Annotated in this window: 4 protein-coding genes; 2 read left to right on the top strand and 2 right to left on the bottom strand. The window is 61.0% G+C overall.

The features are described 5' to 3' along the window. On the top strand, window positions 1-601 hold a 601-nt coding region (locus tag EN984_RS29175; RefSeq protein ID WP_164765724.1), incomplete at its 5' end, for a DUF3445 domain-containing protein. On the opposite strand, the gene EN984_RS29170 is transcribed toward EN984_RS29175, so the two are convergent. Next, window positions 598-1,041 carry a hypothetical protein gene (locus EN984_RS29170; protein ID WP_127268297.1) on the bottom strand — a complete coding sequence of 148 codons (444 nt, stop codon included), beginning with the start codon at window positions 1,039-1,041 and terminating at the stop codon, window positions 598-600. The genes EN984_RS29175 and EN984_RS29170 overlap by 4 nt on opposite strands. A gap of 127 nt (window positions 1,042-1,168) precedes the next feature. Beyond that, window positions 1,169-1,498 (bottom strand): hypothetical protein, encoded by a 330-nt coding sequence (locus EN984_RS29165; RefSeq protein WP_127268296.1) that lies wholly within the window; start codon window positions 1,496-1,498, stop codon window positions 1,169-1,171. Window positions 1,499-1,708: 210 nt separating this feature from the next. On the opposite strand from EN984_RS29165, the gene EN984_RS29160 reads away from it, so the two are divergent. After that, window positions 1,709-2,740 (top strand): substrate-binding domain-containing protein, encoded by a 1,032-nt coding sequence (locus tag EN984_RS29160; protein ID WP_164749020.1) that lies wholly within the window; start codon window positions 1,709-1,711, stop codon window positions 2,738-2,740. Window positions 2,741-2,895: the final 155 nt, after the last annotated feature.

Below are 2,895 nucleotides of genomic sequence, written 5' to 3'. Positions count from 1 at the left end.
GCCGCGGGCTAAAGCCTCACAGCTCGTCCAGGAAGACCTGATCCTGATGCGCCGCGGTGACAGCGGCTGGCGGCTAGTCGCCGGCTCGCTCTGCTTTCCCTCGTCCTGGTCGCTCCTGGAAAAATTCGGCAAGCCGCTGCAGGACATCCACGCGCCGGTGCCGGGTTTCGGCCCGGGCACGCGTCCGGCGGAACTCATCAACCGGATGTTCGATGGCCTCCAGGGGCAGGCGGTCGAGCGCTACAACTGGTCGATCCAGTCCGACAACGCGCTCTATCATCCGCTCTCCGACCTGCAGCGCATCGACCGCGCCACCAACCGGCCGTCGCGCTTTCCCGATGGCGATATCGACGCTCATGCGTTCATCCGCGTCGAGCGGCAGACCCTGCGCAAACTGCCTGTTTCACGCGATATCCTGTTCACCATCCGCATCCATCTCGACCCGCTCGCCGTGCTGGCCAGGCACCCGGATCGGGCGAAGCTCGCGGCGTCTTTCGCCGCCCAGCTCGAAGCGCTCGATCTCGCCCAACTCGACTATAAGGGCCTGACATCAGACCGCGATCGGCTGGTCGACCGGCTCGGGGTGCTGGCGCTGTCCTAAATCGCGGCCAAGCCCAGCAGCAGGATCGCGGACATCGCGGTAAAGACGGTGACGTTGACATCCCACCGCCAACCCGCCGGTCCGAACGGCGGTCGGAATGGCAGGTAGCCGTTCTCGTCGTAGAGCACGCCGCCATAGATCGGTCGTGAGAGCATGGCCACGAAGAACGCTCCATACATGGCGACGCCCAATCCCCCGGCGAGATAGAGCCGCTCGGCTTGGAGTGGGCCTCCAATCCAGATAAGCCCCAGCGCAATCAGCGCGACTCCGGTGTAGCTCAGCACCTGCCAAACGACGTGAAACCGGGCGTGCGGAGTCCACAGCGGATTGGTGGCGTGGGTGGCGTTGAGGTCGGCTTTGATCGTCACCACACCGTAGCCCACGGTCGCGACGCTCAGCAGAATTCGGGCAAGCAGATGACTGTCGTAAGCGAGTTCCATCGCACTTTCCTCCTTCAATAGGGAAATCGATGACGGCAATTCAGCAGATCGTAATCCGAAGTACTTCAACTAGGAAACAGCAGTATGCCGGTCGATGCCGCACTTTGCCGGCCCCGACGCGGGAGCGTCACGCAGGCGAAACGGCTTGAATGGCGCCTTGGGCACAGAAGAGCTGCCCGTCGGCCAGCCGCGCATAGTTGTGGACGATCCCTTTCTCATGATCCTGCAACTGCACGATGAAGTTGCCGCTCTGCTCCGTCCAGCTCATGAGCACGAGGTTCGGGCGTACGCTGGTCATGTCGATCTTGACCACCTCGTCAATTTTGGTGGCTCCGATCGACGCCTGCACATGTAATTCCTCCGGCGAGAAAAACGTCAGCCGGGGTACGAACGGGCCGAAAACGCAGTCGAAAGTCTTACCGACAAGCGAGGCGGGAAAAACATTGGTTTCTGCCATAACACCCTCCCTGGGCGTGGCCGTTGGGACCAAGCCATTTGACGATCTTCGATGTTTCAGTCGCGAAAATGCCAGATACGCCTACTTGGAGCGCTCCAAGTGATACGATCCGCCCTTTCCACTTTCGAGTCAACAAAATTCTTGGAGCGCTCCAAAAAATGGTCTAACTGAAGGGAAACGGGGTGAATCGCAATGCCAACGCTAGCCGACGTGGGCAAGGCTGCCGGTGTCTCCCGGGGCACTGTTTCCAACGTCTTCAACCGGCCGGAACTGGTCAGGCCTGAGTTGCGCCAACGTGTCGAAGCGGCCGCGCGAGCGCTCGGGTTTGGCGGCCCCGATCCAAAGGGACGATTGCTGCGGGATGGCAAGTTCAATGCCATCGGGTTCATGCCGCCTGGCGCCTACGCCATCGCCGACGTGCTCAGAAGTCCCTATCTCCGCGAGTTGGTGCTGGGCGTTTCGCTCGCCTGCGACGAGGCCGGAACGACGCTCAGCCTTGTAAACGGCACCGATAATACCCGCATCGCCAATATCCGCGAGGCCCTGGTCGACGGCTTCATCCTTGGTCACAGCGCGGATATCGGCCTCATAACATCGGCACAACGGCGACGCCTGCCCTTCGTCATTCTCGAAAGCGACGCAGGTCCCGACATCAATTCGATAAAGATCGACGGCAGGAGGGGCGCGGTCGCTGCCGTCCGGCATCTGACCGGGCTGGGACACCGACATTTTGCCATCCTGTCCATACGGAGAACTTCAGGCCCTCCCATTGTGCACATGCCCGGACAGGCAAAGCGCCCGCTTCTTGCCGGCTTCTCACTCGATGACGAAAGGCTTGACGGTTTCAAACAGGGCTTGGCGGAGGCGAACTTGTCGATCGACGATGTCCCGATTATCGAGACGACGCCCGGCGATCCATCTGCTGGAGCGGTGGTGTTCGACAATGTGCCTGAAGCAACCGCGATCCTGACCATGTCGGATTGGCAGGCGATCACAATACTCGACGAGGCGGTTTGTCGCGGCATAGAGGTGCCGGGCCACGTGTCGGTCATTGGCTTCGATGGCACTGCTGAATCCGCGCGCACCACACCTCCGCTGACGACTGTCGCGCAAGACGTGATCGGAAAAGGCAGGCTCGCCGCCCGCATGGTTCTTGACAACCAACCGCCCCGCCAAGTCGTTCTGCCCGTGGAGTTGGTGGTTCGGGCGTCCACAGCTGCGCCGAGGGCAAAAATCCGTTGAACGGACGGGGCACGTCGCTTGCGCTTGGCAAATGAGCTAACTTTGGTTCGGGTAGAGCCATTCATCCACGGTTTCAGCCTTAACCACGTAGCCAACGCAGCTAGCCGCTGGTTGGCGCTTTTCGCTGGTTTGTGACAATGATCTGTGATGTAGCG

Origin of the sequence: Mesorhizobium sp. M7A.F.Ca.CA.004.12.1.1 (assembly GCF_003997835.1) — a bacterium.
Classification (GTDB): Bacteria; Pseudomonadota; Alphaproteobacteria; order Rhizobiales; family Rhizobiaceae; genus Mesorhizobium.
The sequence above is the reverse complement of the archived record's forward strand: the minus strand, read 5'-3'. Positions and strand labels throughout refer to the sequence as shown.

Coding starts and splice junctions, on each gene's coding strand:
- EN984_RS29170 (WP_127268297.1), bottom strand. CDS start 1,041: ATGGAACTCGCTTACGACAGTCATCTGCTTGCCCGAATTCTGCTGAGC.
- EN984_RS29165 (WP_127268296.1), bottom strand. CDS start 1,498: ATGGCAGAAACCAATGTTTTTCCCGCCTCGCTTGTCGGTAAGACTTTC.